Origin of the sequence: Geobacter grbiciae (genome assembly GCF_018531165.1) — a bacterium.
Taxonomy (GTDB): domain Bacteria; phylum Desulfobacterota; class Desulfuromonadia; order Geobacterales; family Geobacteraceae; genus Geobacter; species Geobacter metallireducens.
The window spans coordinates 21,635-35,443 of sequence record NZ_JAHDIW010000025.1 but is presented as its reverse complement, the minus strand read 5'-3'; the positions used below and the strand labels follow the sequence as shown (position 1 = coordinate 35,443).

At 60.5% G+C, this 13,809-nt stretch carries 9 protein-coding genes; 8 read left to right on the top strand and 1 reads right to left on the bottom strand.

Annotated elements, in window-relative coordinates:
• The first annotated feature begins 247 nt into the window (after window positions 1-247).
• The 5 genes from KJB29_RS18130 (at window position 248) to KJB29_RS18110 (ending at window position 6,241) form a co-directional block, all read left to right on the top strand.
• The gene (locus tag KJB29_RS18130) at window positions 248-1,060 is read left to right on the top strand and encodes an electron transfer flavoprotein subunit beta/FixA family protein (protein WP_215735730.1); all 813 of its coding nucleotides are present in this window, start codon (window positions 248-250) and stop codon (window positions 1,058-1,060) included.
• A 20-nt stretch (window positions 1,061-1,080) separates the two neighbouring features.
• On the top strand, window positions 1,081-2,427 hold the full coding sequence (locus KJB29_RS18125) for an electron transfer flavoprotein subunit alpha (protein ID WP_215735729.1): 1,347 nt from the start codon (window positions 1,081-1,083) through the stop codon (window positions 2,425-2,427).
• A gap of 39 nt (window positions 2,428-2,466) precedes the next feature.
• On the top strand, window positions 2,467-4,443 hold the full coding sequence (locus KJB29_RS18120) for a (Fe-S)-binding protein (RefSeq protein WP_215735728.1): 1,977 nt from the start codon (window positions 2,467-2,469) through the stop codon (window positions 4,441-4,443).
• Window positions 4,444-4,514: 71 nt separating this feature from the next.
• Window positions 4,515-5,294 carry an IclR family transcriptional regulator gene (locus KJB29_RS18115; protein WP_215735727.1) on the top strand — a complete coding sequence of 260 codons (780 nt, stop codon included), beginning with the start codon at window positions 4,515-4,517 and terminating at the stop codon, window positions 5,292-5,294.
• A 23-nt stretch (window positions 5,295-5,317) separates the two neighbouring features.
• Complete coding sequence (locus KJB29_RS18110; RefSeq protein WP_215735726.1) at window positions 5,318-6,241, top strand: hotdog domain-containing protein; 924 nt, start codon at window positions 5,318-5,320, stop codon at window positions 6,239-6,241.
• Here KJB29_RS18110 and KJB29_RS18105 read toward each other — a convergent pair.
• A complete protein-coding gene (locus KJB29_RS18105) occupies window positions 6,238-9,489 on the bottom strand; it encodes a sodium:solute symporter family transporter (RefSeq protein ID WP_425514127.1) in 3,252 nt (1,083 codons plus the stop codon). The two genes, KJB29_RS18110 and KJB29_RS18105, sit on opposite strands and share 4 nt — an antisense overlap.
• Before the next feature lie 157 nt (window positions 9,490-9,646).
• Here KJB29_RS18105 and KJB29_RS18100 point away from each other — a divergent pair, with 157 nt between their 5' ends.
• The 3 genes from KJB29_RS18100 (at window position 9,647) to KJB29_RS18090 (ending at window position 13,777) form a co-directional block, all read left to right on the top strand.
• Complete coding sequence (locus KJB29_RS18100) at window positions 9,647-11,644, top strand: FUSC family protein (protein WP_246562019.1); 1,998 nt, start codon at window positions 9,647-9,649, stop codon at window positions 11,642-11,644.
• A gap of 155 nt (window positions 11,645-11,799) precedes the next feature.
• Window positions 11,800-12,543, top strand: coding sequence for a 3-oxoacyl-[acyl-carrier-protein] reductase (fabG, locus tag KJB29_RS18095; protein ID WP_215735725.1), 744 nt, complete (start codon window positions 11,800-11,802; stop codon window positions 12,541-12,543).
• A 34-nt stretch (window positions 12,544-12,577) separates the two neighbouring features.
• Window positions 12,578-13,777, top strand: coding sequence for a thiolase family protein (locus KJB29_RS18090; RefSeq protein WP_215735724.1), 1,200 nt, complete (start codon window positions 12,578-12,580; stop codon window positions 13,775-13,777).
• Window positions 13,778-13,809 lie beyond the last annotated feature (32 nt).

The following is a 13,809-nucleotide window of genomic DNA, read 5'->3' as shown; positions in this document are numbered from 1 at the left end:
CCGTATTTGCCATGAACTTCTCCGCAAACACGGCCGCCGCTTGAGTTGGGAGTGTCTACTATTGACAGGACACCTCACACAGAGCAACTGAGCAACAGAGTGAGTCAAGCATGGAAAGCAATCTTTTCGTAATCCCAAGAAAGGGTAGGACTCGGTTTTTCTTAATTGATTGATTTCTCAGTTGCTCAGTTGCTCTGTGTTATACATCTGCCGTATTCAGGTCCAACAAACCCCAAGGAGAAGTTCTATGCTCGTGATCTCCTGCATCAAACAGGTGCCTGACACCACCCAGGTGAAGATCGACCCGGTGACCAACACCCTGGTCCGGGAAGGGATCCCCTTCATCGTCAACCCTTACGACACCCATGCCCTGGAGGAGGGGTTGAACCTCAAGGACCGCTACGGTCTGCGATCGGTGGCCATCTCCATGGGGCCCCCGAACACCGAGGCGACCCTGCGCAAAGCCTGCGCCCTTGGGGTCGACGAGGCGATCCTCCTCTCCGACCGCGCGTTCGGCGGAGCCGATACCCTCTCCACCAGCAACGTTCTCTCGGCGGCCATCGAGAAGCTGGGAGCCGAGGAAGCGGTGGGGATCGTCTTCTGCGGCAAGCAGACCATCGACGGTGACACTGCCCAGGTGGGCCCCGGCATTGCCACGCGCCTTGGGTACACCCAGCTCACCCTGGTGGACCGGATCGAGTTCCTTGATCTGAAGCGCAATGTGATCCGGGTGCGGCGCAAGCTTGAAGGGCGGCACGAGATTGTCGAGGCTCCTTTGCCCGTGGTAATTACCGTGGTCCGGGAACTGAACCGTCCCCGCTATCCAACGGTGCCGATGCGCCTGGCGGCCCAGGAGACCGAGGTCAAGGTCTGGGACAACTCGGTTCTCAAGCTCGACGTGGAAACGGTGGGCCTGAAGGGTTCCCCCACCTGGGTCAGCAAGATCTTCTCCCCGGAGCGGGACAAGGGGGAGATCATCGGTGACGGTGTCGGTGATCCGGAGGGGACGGCCGGCCTCCTGATCGACAAGCTGCTCAGCAAGGATCTCTTGGCAGTGTGAGATGTGAAGGGGGAATGACAATGACTGAAACGAAAAAGCCAATCAAGAAGCCCCGCGGCAAGGCCCGCGTTCTCGACGGTAAATGCATTGCCTGCGGTGCCCGGTGCGAAAGCTCATGCCCGGTGGATGGCATCGAGATGAACGCCGCCGGTGAGCCGACGGTCCTGGGGGAGAAGTGCATCGGCTGCGCCAAGTGCGTCAAGGTCTGCGCGGCCGGCGCCCTGGAGATGTTTTACACGCCCGAAGAGCTGGAATTGCTGAAGCAGTGGGACCAGCAGCACCATGCCGTCGAGGAAGAGGTCGACGAAGGGGGAAAGCAGCTTCGGGAGATGCTCGCCCGCTATCGGGGTGTCTGGGTCTTCATCGAGCAGTACGACGGCGAAGCCGCCAAGGTCTCCTGGGAACTTCTGGGAACAGGCGCGGAACTGGCCGAGAGCCTCGGCGTGGAACTCTCCGCGGTGATCATCGGCCACAAGGTGGAACACCTCTGTGACGAGGCGTTCGGCTACGGCGCCCACAAGGCCATCACCCTCGATGCCCCCGTGTTCGCCAACTACCGGACCAAGCCGTACACCGACGCCATCTGCCACCTGATCAGCAAGCACCGGCCCGAGATCATCCTCATGGGTGCCACCGGCCAGGGGCGCGATCTGGCAGGCGCCGTGGCCACCGTGGTGAAGACCGGCCTCACCGCCGACTGCACAGGGCTCGGCATCGACGACAAGCGCAACCTTATGCAGACCCGTCCCGCCTTTGGCGGCAACATCATGGCCACCATCATGTGCGACCGGTTCCGGCCCCAGATGTCCACGGTCCGTCCCCACGTCATGCCCATGCCCGAATTCCAGGTGGGACGGACCGGGGAAGTGGTGCGCGAGCAGTACGACCTCCGTGAGGAGGATGTGCTGGTCAAGGTGATCGAGGTCTTGAGCGACAAGGGTGGCAAAGACATCGACATCGCCGGCGCCGAGATCATCGTCTCCGGGGGGCGGGGTCTCATGAACAAGGAGAACTTCGCCATGCTCCAGGAACTGGCCGACGAGCTGGGCGGGGTGGTCGGCGCTTCGCGTAGTGCCGTTGACGCCGGCTGGATGCCCCACAGCCGCCAGGTGGGCCAGACCGGCAAAACCGTCCGTCCCAAGATCTACGTCGCCTGCGGCATCTCCGGGGCCATCCAGCACCTGGTGGGGATGCAGGACTCCGACGTTGTCATCGCCATCAACCGCGATCCCGAGGCCCCCATCTTCCAGGTGGCCACCTACGGCATTGTCGGCGATCTCTTCCAGATCGTTCCTTCAATCATCCGCAAGGTCCGCAATCTGAAAGGCCAGCGCGGCGGCGTCATCCCCGACCGGGTCGCGGTCTGATCCTGCGCCGTCATCGCAATATCGTTTGTGAGGTGTATCATGGCAATCAACCACTCGCTCTTCATTCCGCTCTTCGTTGTGGCCGTCGCGACTTTTTGCTTCAGCTGCTACCAGCGCCTGCAGCTGGTCGCCGTCGGCGCTTCCGAGAACCGCTTCGACAACCCGGCTGAGCGGCTGGCAGGGATGTTCTCCTATGCCTTCGGCCAGAAGCGGGTCCTGGCACGCCCCTACGGCTTCAACCACTTCTTCCTCTTCTGGGCGTTCATGCTCCTTTTGGTGGCCAACGGGGCGTTTCTCCTGGAGGGGCTCTTCCCGAGCTTCAGCCTGGCGGCCCTGCCGGCGCCGCTCCACCACGGCCTTGAGTTCATCTTCGACATCGTGTCGCTGGTGGCCCTGGTCAGCGTGGCGATCGCCTTTGTGCGGCGGGTACTCTTTCCCCCCGCGTACCTGGGGAACGACTACACCTCGCCCAGAAGCGGCGAGGCCCTCCTCATCCTGGCCATGATCGCCACGCTGATGATTGCCTTCTTCCTCCTCAACGCCGCCCAGATCGCCATGGGGCAGCCGGCGGGCTGGAAGCCCGTATCGTCCGCCATCGCCACCCTCCTGGACGGATTTTCCGGGAGGCCCCTGGAGAGCGTCGCCACCGTATCGTGGTGGGTCCACGCCGTCGTGCTCCTCCTCTTCATGAACCTGCTCCCCCGCAGTAAGCACATGCACATCCTCACCGCCATACCCAACTGCTACTTCCGGAGCCTGGACAAGCCCAATGTTCAGCCCCGGGAAGAATTCAAGGTGGGGAATCGCTTCGGGGTGAGCAAGGTGGAGCAGTTCTCGTGGAAGGACCTCCTCGACAGCCTCTCCTGCACCGAATGCGGCCGCTGCCAAGACCTCTGCCCGGCCCACAACACCGGCAAGCCCCTGAATCCCCGGCGCATTGTCCACGACATCAAGGTGAACCTGCTCGATAACGGGGCAGCTCTGAAAAAGGGCGACCGGGGTATTGTTCCCCTGATCGGCCCCCAGGGTGAAGGGTCCAATCACGAGGATGCCCTCTGGTCCTGCACCACCTGTGGCGCCTGCACGAGTGTCTGCCCGGTCCTCATCGAGCAGATGCCGAAGATCATCAAGATGCGCCGCCACCTGGTCCAGGAGAAGGCCCGGTTCCCCGAGGAACTCCTGAACCTTTTCGAGAACATGGAGCAGCGGAGCAACCCCTGGGGGATCGCCCCGTCGGACCGGGGGAAGTGGGCCACGCATCTGGGCGAGCGTCCCTTCAAGGCCGGAGAGACCGACTATCTCTTCTTTGTCGGCTGCGCCGGCTCCTTCGATAGCCGCGCCAAGCACGTCACCGTGGCTCTGGCCACGATCCTGGACAAGGCCGGGGTTTCCTGGGGGATCCTGGGTCGCGAGGAACAGTGCTGCGGCGACAGCGTGCGGCGCCTGGGGAACGAGTTCGTCTTCGACAAGATGGCCAAGGAGAACGTGGCCCTCTTCAAGGAGCGGGGTGTCACCCGGATCGTCACCCAGTGCCCCCACTGCTTCAGCACCCTCAAGAACGACTACAAGCAGTACGGGCTGGAGGTGGAAGTGCTCCACCACAGCGAGCTGATTGCAAAGCTCGTGGAGCAGGGGAAACTGAAGCTCCCCAAACAGTCCGACCAGGGGAAGATCGTTTTCCACGACTCCTGCTACCTGGGAAGGCACAACGATACCTTCGAGGCTCCCCGGTCTGTCATCAAGGCGGCCACCGGCAAGGCTCCGGCCGAGTTCGAGCGCAACCAGGAGAACGGCTTCTGCTGCGGCGCCGGCGGCGGCCGCATGTGGATGGAGGAGCAGATCGGTAGCCGGATCAACCTCGAGCGGGTGAAAGAGGCCCTCAAGCAGCAGCCCGACACCCTCTGTGTCAGCTGTCCCTACTGCATGACCATGATGGAGGACGGCCTGAAGGACGAAGGGGCCGAGCAGGTTCGGGTGAAGGACATCGCCGAGGTGATGGCCGAGGCCATGGCGTAAGGGGAATCCCCCGGCCCTGCCGGGGGATTGCTTCGTCGTACGGTTCCTGACAGCCGGAGGGAACACGAACCATGAAGACAAAAAACAAATCAGTCCCAGTGATAAAATCGGTCGACCATGCCTTCGAACTGCTGGAGCAGTTCCGTGGCGATGCCAACGAGCTGAGCCTGAGCGAGCTGGGCAGGCGCCTCAACCTACCCAAGAACAACGTGTTCAGGCTCTTGGCCACCCTCGAATCCAGGAGATTCATCGAGCATAACACCACCACCGGCAGCTACCGGCTTGGTCTCAAGGCCTTTCACCTCAGCCGGATGGTCTCCCGGCAGATGAGGCTTGTCAGCCGCGCACGACCCACCATGGAGGCCATGGTCCGGGAATGCAACGAGACGGTCTGTCTGACGGTCCTGAGGGATTTTTCCATTGTCTGCCTCGATGCGGTGGAGTGCAGCCAGCCGGTGCGGGTTGTCCCTCCCATCGGCATGAGGCTTCCCGCCCATTGCACGGCAGCCGGAAAGATACAGCTGGCCCACCTCCCGGAAGACAAGGTGGCAAGGTTTCTTGCGGAGCACAAACTTGAGCGGAACACCCCCTATACGATCACCGATCCGGCATCATTTCTGGAGCACCTTCAGCCGTTGAAAGAGCAGGGGTATGCCGTCAGCCGGGAAGAGCTGGAAGTGGGCGTTACCTGTGTCGCGGCTCCTGTGCGCGATTACAGCTCCAACGTCATCGGGGCGATTGTCCTTCCCGGCCCCATCACGCGGTTCAGCGAAGAGCGGATCAACGGGGTGCTCATCCCCCTCGCGAAAAAAGGGGCTGAGGAAATTTCCAGCCAGCTCGGGTATTTCTGAAACGGGTTCATGGGGAGACGCACGTGTCCGGGACACTGTTTACCTATCGGCGAAAAGTCGATTTTGGAGACTGCGACTCCGCCCGCATCTACTTCACGCCGCGGGCTGTCGATTACGCCTTGGAGGCTGTCGAGACTTGGTTCGGGGATGTGCTTGGCGTCTCCTGGCCGGATCTGCTCCATGGGCACGATCTCGATGTGACGTTCGTGCGGATGGGGTGCGAGTACTTCCGGCCGGTGATTGCCGACCAGACAGTTCATGTGCGGGTAAGAACGACCGCTGTCGACCGCTCGTCAGTGACTTTCAGCGCCGCCGGAGAGGACGACTCCGGCGGCGTCTTTTTTCGGGCAACCCTCGTGGCGCACTTCAGAGCGGGGCGGAACCGCGCACCGGTTCCGATTCCGCCCCGTTACCGCGAGCGGATGGAGGCCTGTCTGGAGCAGGCAGACGGGAAGTCGGGTACTGTCGCTCAAAGGGTTGGCGGCGAACCGTTCCTCTCCCGATTGCAGTCCGATGGGGTCCACTTTACCGTCCGGCGTCGCGTGGCCTATGGGGATTGCACGCTTTCCGGCACCGTTTACGCTCCGCGACTCTTCAACTACGCCGTTGAGGCGGTGGGTGAGTGGTACCGGGAGACCTTGGGCATTTCATGGCGGGAGCAGTGCATCCGCCAGAGGGGAGCCCCTTTCCGGGAGGTCTGGTGCGAGCGGCTGGCCCCCCTTGTCCCCGGCCAGGTAATCACCATGACGGTCGGGATTTCGCGGTTGGGGAAATCAAGCATTGGTTATGAAGTCGTCGGGTATGATGACCGGGGTGAGCCTTGTTTTCAGGTTGAGATGTCGGCCTGTTACATCTCGGAGGAAGCCGGTTCCATCAAGGCGATCCCCTTTCCCGACGACATGCGGAGTCGGATCCTCGCCTATCAGGCGGCCTGCGATGCCGTTTAGTCCACCTTCAGAACGACCAGCGAGACATCGTCGGTCAGGTTCTGGTTTGCGGCGAACAATCTGACCTGGGCGAGGAGATTGTCGATAATCTGCTGGGGATGGAGTGCGTGATACTCGGCAATAAGGGAGCAGAGCCGGTCCTCGCCGAATAATTCGTCGGCGGGATTTGCCGCCTCGGTGATGCCGTCGGTGTAGAGAAGGAGGAGATCTCCCGGCTCCAGCTGCACCTTTTTTTCCTCAAACGTGACGTTCCTCTTGATGCCGAGAATGAGTCCCTCCGCGTCGAGGTACTCACAGGCCCGTGATCCGGACCTCCTGAGTATAGGCGGGTTGTGACCGGCGCTGGCGAAGGAAAGCAGCCGCGTCCCGGCATCGTAGTTCAGGTAGAACATGGTGATGAAGAGTTCGGCACGGGTGAGGTCTTCGTAGAGAAAGTCGTTGAGGATGCCCAGTATCTCGCCGGGACCCCGGACGATCTTCGCCTCTGCCTGGATGATGGTGCGAACTTCCGCCATGAGGAGGGCGGCACCGACGTTGTGACCCGAGACGTCGGCGATGACCAGGTCGAGACCCCTGGCGCCACGTACCAGGAAATCGTAGTAATCTCCCCCCACCTCCCTGGACGGGACACACGTTCCCGCCAGTGATATTCCCGCCACTTCCGGTGCCCGCGTCGGCAGGAGCCCCATCTGGATAGTCCGGGCGATCTGCATCTCCTTTTCATGCTCCTTCGCCTGGATCAGCTTCTCGGCCTGGAGGGCGTTGCGAAGGGCTATCCCGATCTGTCCCGCCAGATTGGTGAAGAGTTCAACGAACTCGTCGGTGAAGATCCCCTTCATCGACTTTGAGAAGGCCGACAGAATGCCCACGGGTTTCCCTTCGACCGTGATTGGGGCATGGGCGAATGACCTGATTCCTTCACGTCGGACAACCAGGGCGGAGGCGGGCTTGTCCATGGAATCCGTATCGTTGACCACTACGGCGGAGTTTGTGAGGAATGCCTCGCCGGAGCATGTCCCCATGCTCAACTCTCGATCCGATTCATTCAGGTGATCGGAGCTCATCCCCTTCTGACTCTGCACGGTAAGAGTCTTCATTTCTTCGTCGAGAATGCGGATAGCGCACGTGTCGAACTTGAACTGCTGCTGGAGAAGCTCCAAGATGCTGTCCAGGATGGTCTTCAGGTCGGACTTTCCTGCCACTAACCGCGCAGCCTCGTAGAGAACGCCCAACTGTTCCCTGCTGGCGCTGCGGCTGAGGGAAACCGTGCCGAAAATGTCGAAAACGTCTTCCAGTTCACTTCCCCGCGCAGCCAGATAGCTGTCTACGATGATCCCTGCCGATGCTGCCCCCACCGAACCAGCCAGAACCTTCTCGGTATACCGCTTCAGGATGGGAAGCTCGTATTCCGAGAGGCTTCCCTTTTCATCGATCTGCTTGTGTTCAAGGAATCGGGAGATGGCGGCGTGGGCCTGGTCCTGGCCGATGAACTTGGTCATCAGATCCACGAATTCCACGACGGCGAATGACTTGCTCATCCTCTTGCGCGCGACCGGCTCTTCGCGCACCTCGAAAACATCCACGAATTTCACTGCCTGTTCGGTTTCGCTGTCGTACGGGTCGCTCAGGAGGGAAAAGGCAATGAAGGCTCCCAGGTTGAAGAACAGGGTCCAGAACAGGGCGTGGGAGATCATGTCGAGACCGCTCAGGCCAAACAGTTCCAGGGGGCGCAGGAATCCGAGGCCGAAGGGGCCGTTATCAAGGAGATTGCCAGGCAGCCAACCCGAGTTGACAAAGAGGGGAATCAGTAGGGTGTAAAACCAGACGACGAATCCCAGCAGGATACCGGTCAGGGCCCCGCGACGATTTGCACGCTTCCAGAAGAGCCCCCCGATGACGGACGGCGCGAACTGGGCCACGGCGATGAACGTGACGACCCCGGTGTTGATCAGTGCGTATGATTCGCTGATGAACCGGTAGTAGAGGTAGCCGAAAAAGACAACGGCAATGATCCCCGCCCGCTTTGTGTTCAGGAGCACCCTCGATATGTCCGAGGCTTCCAGCCTGAGCTTCAGAATGACCGGCAAGGCCAGATGGTCGAGAATCATGGTGGATAGCACCACCGATTCGACGATGACCATTCCCGCCGAAGCGGAAAAGCCTCCTATGAAAGCCAGCAGGGCCAGCCATGGATGACCGGACTCCAGGGGGAGGTGGATGACAAAAAAGTCGGCCATGGCGGTGTCCCCTCCGCTGAGGATGATGCCTCCAAGGGCTACGGGCATCACGAACAGGGCGAGGAGAAAGGCATAGGTGGGGAGGTGCCACATGGCGTCTTTAATGTGCCCCTCGTCGGCATTCTCGATAACCATGACATGGAACATGCGGGGTAGGAACATGAACGAGATCATGATCATGAACAATCGCGAGAACCATTGGGAATAGGTGACATGGGGCGTTCCCACGAGAAAGAGTTCAGTCCGGTCGGGAAATTGGGCCGCGAAGCGGGAAAAGATGTCGCCGAAGCCGTCGAACAGGCCGTAGGTGACGAAAATGCCGACAGTGACGAAGGCGACGAGCTTGACCACCGATTGCAGGGCGATGGCGGCCACCAACCCCTCGTGGCGCTCGGAGACGTCCAGGTGCCGCGCCCCAAAGAGGACGCCGAAAAGGGCGAGGAACAGGGTGACGATGAACGCGGTATCCACGAAAGGGGGGAGCGCGGGGATGAGATTGTTCAGACCGCCGGAGATGTGGGGCGGTTTTGTGAGGAGATCGAAGGTGTGGGCCACTGCTTTGAGTTGCAGGGCAATGTACGGAGGGAACGCCGCAATGACGATAATGGTGACGATCGCCCCCAGGAGCGGTGACTTTCCGTAGCGGCTGGAGATGAAGTCGGCGATGCTGCGAACGTTCTGCTCCTTGCTGACCCGCACCATCTTCCGCAGCAGGAACCACCAGCAGAAGGCCATGAGGGTTATCCCCAGGCTGTCGGTGACGAATTCGATGCCGCTGGTGGCGGCCCGTCCCACGGAACCGTAAAAGGTCCATGATGTGTAAATGACGGCCAGGGAGAGGGAATAGATGAAGGAGTTGGCAACGATGCTCCGGCCGGCCTCGTACCGTCTGTCGGCAAAATAGGCTACGGCATACAGAAGGCCAATATAAAGGAGAGATAGTGTGGAAACGATCTCAATCGGGATCATCCTCGGGATTCCCTCTCTGCCGAGTCTTCTGTAGCGCTTCATCCATTCCGGGCATCCAGGCGAGCGGATCGGAATCGGTCGGTCCGTGGAAGCTGTCGGGTGTCTTTACCTAATATCACAGAATGGTGGGTTGTCATGGACCGTCCTCAAGGGATAAAAAAAGATAGCAATAAAATAGAATGCATGCTAACTATATTTTATGCGTAAAGACAACGTGCTTGACCTGCTCACCCTTACCGTACGCAGGCAACTCGCCCTCCAGCGGCCACAACTGATGCTCGCAGTCCGCGGTACCGCCGCCGCCCTCATTTCCCTTGCGGTAGCCGTGCTGTTGCGTCTGGAGTCTCCCTACTGGGCGGCAATGACGGCGATCATCGTGATCCAGCCGACACGGGGTCTGTTGCTGGAAAAGAGCTATTATCGCCTCGTCGGCACGGCCATCGGGTCCACGGCAGGGTTGCTGCTCATGCTGCACGTCACGTCGCCTCTGGTTCTCACCCTTGCGCTTTCCCTCTGGCTGGCAGGGTGTGTCGGCATCGGCAACCTGATATATGGCCTCCGCTCCTACGCCATTCTTCTGGCCGGCTGTACCTGTGCCATCATTGGCGCCCGCGCCTACCAAACCCCCCTCCATCTCCATGACCTCGCCTTTGGAAGAATCGCCGGTACGATTGTCGGAATCATGGTCGCGACGACGGTCACGCTCCTTTTTACCCCCCGCCAGTCGAAGGACGACTATGTGGACCGACTCCGCCGGGTTTCCGGGGAGGCCATCGCGTGGCTGGCGCTGCTGCTGCGTCATGGGGGGGAGAGCAGCCAGGTGCGGCTGGAACAGGAAATTCTGCTGGAGATCGCGGAGATTGAAAGCCTCATGGACGTTGTAGGGGCGGGGTCGCTGCGCTTCAAGAGGAAAAAGCGCCACATTCGGAGTCTCGTTGCCTCGCTCCTCTCCCTTCTGGCCGCCGGTCGGTCGGTTACCCTGGGAAGCGGTCAGCATGCCTCCAGCGATGATCGGTTGAGCCAACTTGTTCTGCGCCTTGAGGATGTTGCCGGTAACCTGAAAGGAAACACAACAGCCGCCTCATGCATCGACGATCTCCAGCGGGTTGCGGCTGAGACCGCGGCCAATCTTCCCCTTCTGGGGGAGACGCTGACAGACCTCGTGTCGGCCCTGCGACTCGTTCTGTCGGAGTTCGATACTGCGCCGGGCACACCTGAAGAGGAAACCGCGACCCGGCTCATCCGCCATCGGGATTGGAATGCGGGGCAGCGGGCTGCGCTGCGAGCCGCTGTCGCCATCCTCACCGTGGGGCTGATCTGGCAGGTGACCGGGTGGAAGCAGGGGGCAGTGATGCTCATGCCCGCATCCATCATGGTCAGTCTCTTTTCCACGCGGGATTTTCCCGCCGACACACTGGTTCACGTCTTTGTCGGCGCCTCGATCGGTTCCGCGGCTGCTCTTTTTTGCCGGCTGGTTCTGCTGCCGGGGGTGACCAATCCCCTCGTGGAAGGAGTCGTAATCGCTCCGCTGATCCTTCTCGGCGTATTTGCCATGCAGTATCGGCAAACGGTGGCTGCCGCCACCGACGCCACGCTCATCTTCATGTTCGTCGAGCAGCCCGGCGTCCCGCTCACCAGTACGGCTTATGACCTGCTGACCGGTGCCTTTGCCACCGTGGCCGGTATCGGGATTGCCTGGGCTTCGTTTCACTACCTGATCCCGATCAATCCGGCAATGCGGATGCGTTCCCTTCTGATTGCCATTGTGCGGGACCTCCTTGTCATGACAGAGAGTGAATCCTCCAGCATGGCAGGGCGATTGCTGGCGCGTCTCCAGCACCGCGTCATCCGCCTGGTAGCCATGGCAAAGAGCTTCGACGCCAACCACCTTGTGGTGGTGGAGGGGGGACTGGCGGCGCTGGTCATCGGCAGGTGTATCCAGCGCCGGGAGGAATTGGAAAAAAATGGTCTCCTTTCTGCCGAGGCCCACAGGGCCTATCAGGAGGCGGTGGCCCCAATAGCTTCTCTTTTGCAGCGACCGGAAGGGAGTCTCCCGGTGCTGGAGAGCGCGGCGGCCAGACTCTGTGCGGCACTTCCCCCCCACTATTACCACCTCAACCATCATGGCCAGGAAAATCAACACGTTATTCCCAGTGCAGCAGTGCCTCCTGGAGACAAACGCGTCTGCTTTGAATAATTGTTAGTCCCCAAGAAAAGAGGCGTAAATTTTTGTTGACATAAAATAGGTATTGCAGTACTTGTTTACCATAATGCTTAAAATTTGAACGCCCGGCCCAGAAGCAGGATGCCGAATAACAACACCAACCCAGTAGAGACAAAAAGGAGGAGAACATGGAGCTCAAAGGAAAAAATGCAATTGTTACCGGGGCTAGTCTTGGTATCGGCAGCGCCATCGCGCTGGACCTGGCGAAAAGTGGTGCCAACGTCGCCATCAACTACCGCAAGCACAGTGAAGAGGCCAACGCCATCTGTGCGGAAATCCATAAGATGGGACAAAAGGCCATAGCGGTCCAAGCCGATGTTGCCAGCTTCAAGGATGCCCAGGCAATGGTGGACAAGGTGGCGGCCGAATTCGGCAGCGTTGACATTCTGGTGAACAACGCCGGCGTCAACCGCGACGCCGTCATCTGGAAGATGACCGAGGAGCAGTGGGATGAGTGCCTCGCCATCAACCTGAAGGGTTACTTCAACTACTGCCGCGCCGTTGCGCCGCTGATGAAGGAGCAGGGGAGCGGCAAGATCGTCAACGTCACCTCCATCAACGGCATGCGCGGCAAATTCGGCCAGACGAACTACTCCGCCGCCAAGGCCGGCATCATCGGCCTGACCAAGGCCCTTGCCCGCGAACTGGCCAAGTCCAACGTCAACTGCAACGCCATCGCCCCGGGCCTCATCGAGACCGAAATGATGGCAGCCCTGCCAGAAGACGTGAAGCAGAAATCACTGGCCGACATCGTCCTTGGCCGCATGGGCAAGCCGGAAGAAGTCGCCTGGCTGGTCACCTTCCTCTGCTCCGAGAAGTCCCGTCACATCACCGGCGAATGCATCAAGGTTGACGGCGGCCAGTACATCTAATTAACTCTTAATTCGCAAAGCGATGGAGGTTCCAATGCGTGAAGCAGTAATCGTCGATGCTGTCCGTACTCCGGTGGGTAAATTCAACGGCGCCCTGAAAAATGTCCGCTCCGACGACTTGGCCGCCCACTGTATTTCCGAACTGGTGAAGCGTAACAATCTTGATCCGAACCTGGTCGAGGATGTGGTGCTCGGTTGCACCAACCAGGCGGGCGAGGACAACCGGAACGTGGGCCGGATGGCGGCGCTTCTGGCCGGTCTGCCGTATTCGGTCGCGGGGCAGACCATCAACCGTCTCTGTGCCTCGGGCCTGAATGCCATCAACAGCGCAGCCCATGCGATTAAACTCGGCGAAGGGGATGTCTTTATCGCCGGCGGCACCGAATCCATGACCCGCGCCCCCTTTGTCATGGCCAAGTCCGAATCACCCTTTTCCCGCGACATCAAGGTGTTCGACAGCGTCATCGGATGGCGTTTCACCAACCCGAAGATGACCGAGCCGTACGCCAAGGAAGGGATGGGCGAAACCGCCGAGAACGTGGCGGTGCGGTACGGCCTCACCCGCCAGGAGCAGGACGAGTTTGCCCTGGAGACCCAGAGGAAATGGGCTGCCGCCGATGCGGCCGGCAAGTTCAATGACGAGATCGTTCCCGTGGTCATTCCCCAGAAGAAGGGGGACCCGATCATCGTCTCCAGGGACGAATTCCCCCGCGGCAACGACGTCACCATGGAGCAGCTTGCCAAACTGCCGGCTGCCTTCAGGAAGGAGGGGACCGTCACCGCCGGCAACTCCAGCGGCATCAACGACGGCGCCGCGGCGCTCCTCCTCATGGAGGCCGAAACCGCCAAGAAGCTCGGCTACAAGCCGCTCGCCAAGGTCGTCGCCAGTGCGGTTGCCGGTTGTGATCCCTCGTACATGGGGCTCGGCCCCATCCCGGCGGTCCAGAAGGTGCTGCAACGGGCCGGCCTGAAAATCGAAGATATCGACCTCTTCGAGCTGAACGAGGCCTTTGCAGCCCAGTCCATCCCCTGCATACGCGAACTGGGGATCGATCCGGCCAAGGTGAACGTCAACGGCGGCTCCATCGCCATCGGCCACCCCCTCGGCTCCACCGGCGCCCGGATCACCGCCACGCTGGTTCATGAGATGAAGCGCCGTGGCTCCCGCTACGGTCTCGTGTCCCTCTGTATCGGTGTCGGACAGGGAATTGCGACGATCTTCGAACGCGTGTAAGTGAACAATGGGAGGTGGCATGGAGATCATGC

Bases quoted from the DNA above. Each gene is read 5' to 3' on its own strand.
- KJB29_RS18130 (WP_215735730.1), top strand. From the start codon at position 248: ATGCTCGTGATCTCCTGCATCAAACAGGTGCCTGACACCACCCAGGTG.
- KJB29_RS18125 (WP_215735729.1), top strand. From the start codon at position 1,081: ATGACTGAAACGAAAAAGCCAATCAAGAAGCCCCGCGGCAAGGCCCGC.
- KJB29_RS18120 (WP_215735728.1), top strand. From the start codon at position 2,467: ATGGCAATCAACCACTCGCTCTTCATTCCGCTCTTCGTTGTGGCCGTC.
- KJB29_RS18115 (WP_215735727.1), top strand. From the start codon at position 4,515: ATGAAGACAAAAAACAAATCAGTCCCAGTGATAAAATCGGTCGACCAT.
- KJB29_RS18105 (WP_425514127.1), bottom strand. From the start codon at position 9,489: ATGAAGCGCTACAGAAGACTCGGCAGAGAGGGAATCCCGAGGATGATC.
- KJB29_RS18100 (WP_246562019.1), top strand. From the start codon at position 9,647: ATGCGTAAAGACAACGTGCTTGACCTGCTCACCCTTACCGTACGCAGG.
- fabG (WP_215735725.1), top strand. From the start codon at position 11,800: ATGGAGCTCAAAGGAAAAAATGCAATTGTTACCGGGGCTAGTCTTGGT.
- KJB29_RS18090 (WP_215735724.1), top strand. From the start codon at position 12,578: ATGCGTGAAGCAGTAATCGTCGATGCTGTCCGTACTCCGGTGGGTAAA.